A 1,121-nucleotide genomic window follows, 5' to 3' on the forward strand; every position below is an offset into this window, starting at 1 on the left:
GGCAGGGTGTCGGCGAAGTCGGAGGCCATCCGGTTCGTGACGGTCTGACAGGTTGATCTGGCTCGGGAAGCGGCACAGGCACGGCTTCCAAGATCATGGAGTTCTCGACGCCCCGTGACCTGCCTGGAAGACCGTGCCTGCCGACGCATCATCGCTGATTCCGCCTGCCCTTGACCAGCTCCGCCAGCATCGCGTGGTCGCTCCGGAGGAGGTGCCCGGGCTGCTGGAGCGCCTCGCTCTGGTGCCCGATCCGCGCGATCCTCGTGGGGTCCGCCACCCGCTCGTCGTCGTCCTCGCCCTGGCTGCCTGCGCGGTGCTGGCCGGCGCGACGTCGCTGGTGGCGGTCGGCGAGTGGATCGCCGATGCTCCGCCCCACGTGCTGGAACGCGTCGGCCTACGGCTCGACCCGCTGTGCCCCAGAAGGTCCCTGCCTGCGGAAACGACGGTCCGGCGACTGTTGGCCCGGATCGACGGCGACGCACTGGACCGGTCGGTCGGCCGCTGGCTCGCCGACCGACGCAAGCCCGTGAAGGGCCGACTGCGCGGCCTGGCGGTCGACGGGAAGAGCCTTCGCGGAGCCGCCAGGGCGAAGGGGCGGAAGATCCACCTGCTCGCCGCCCTGGACCACACCACGGGCCTGGTCCTGGCCCAGCTGGACGTCGGTGAGAAGACGAACGAGATCACCTGCTTCCAGCCGCTGCTGGACACCGTGGCCGACCTGGCAGGAGTCGTGGTGACCAGCGACGCCCTGCACACCCAGCGCGAGCACGCCGACTACCTCCTGGGCCGACAAGCCCACTACATCGTGATCGTCAAGGGGAACCAGAAGAAGCTCCGCAAGCAGCTCAAGTACCTTCCCTGGAAGGACATTCCGCTCCAGGGCCGCACCACGGGTGCCGGTCACGGACGCTCGGAGATCCGACGCATCAAGGTGGCCACGGTCAGCAACCTCCTGTTCCCCGGGGCCCGGCAGGCCGTCCAGATCAAACGCCGCCGCACCGATCTGAAGACCGGCAAGACCACCGTCAAGACCGTCTACGCCGTCACCAGCCTCACCGCCGAGCAGGCTGGCCCCGCCCAGCTCGCGGCCTTGATCCGTGGTCACTGGCAGATCGAGGCCC

General features: G+C 69.3%; 1 protein-coding gene. It reads left to right on the forward strand.

The window, feature by feature from the left end:
* Positions 1-193 precede the first annotated feature (193 nt).
* A partial coding sequence (locus tag ABZT12_RS39340) for an ISAs1 family transposase (RefSeq protein WP_356394689.1) occupies positions 194-1,121 on the forward strand: 928 nt, incomplete at its 3' end.

Source organism: Streptomyces sp. NPDC005423 (genome assembly GCF_040606415.1).
Classification (GTDB): domain Bacteria; phylum Actinomycetota; class Actinomycetes; order Streptomycetales; family Streptomycetaceae; genus Streptomyces.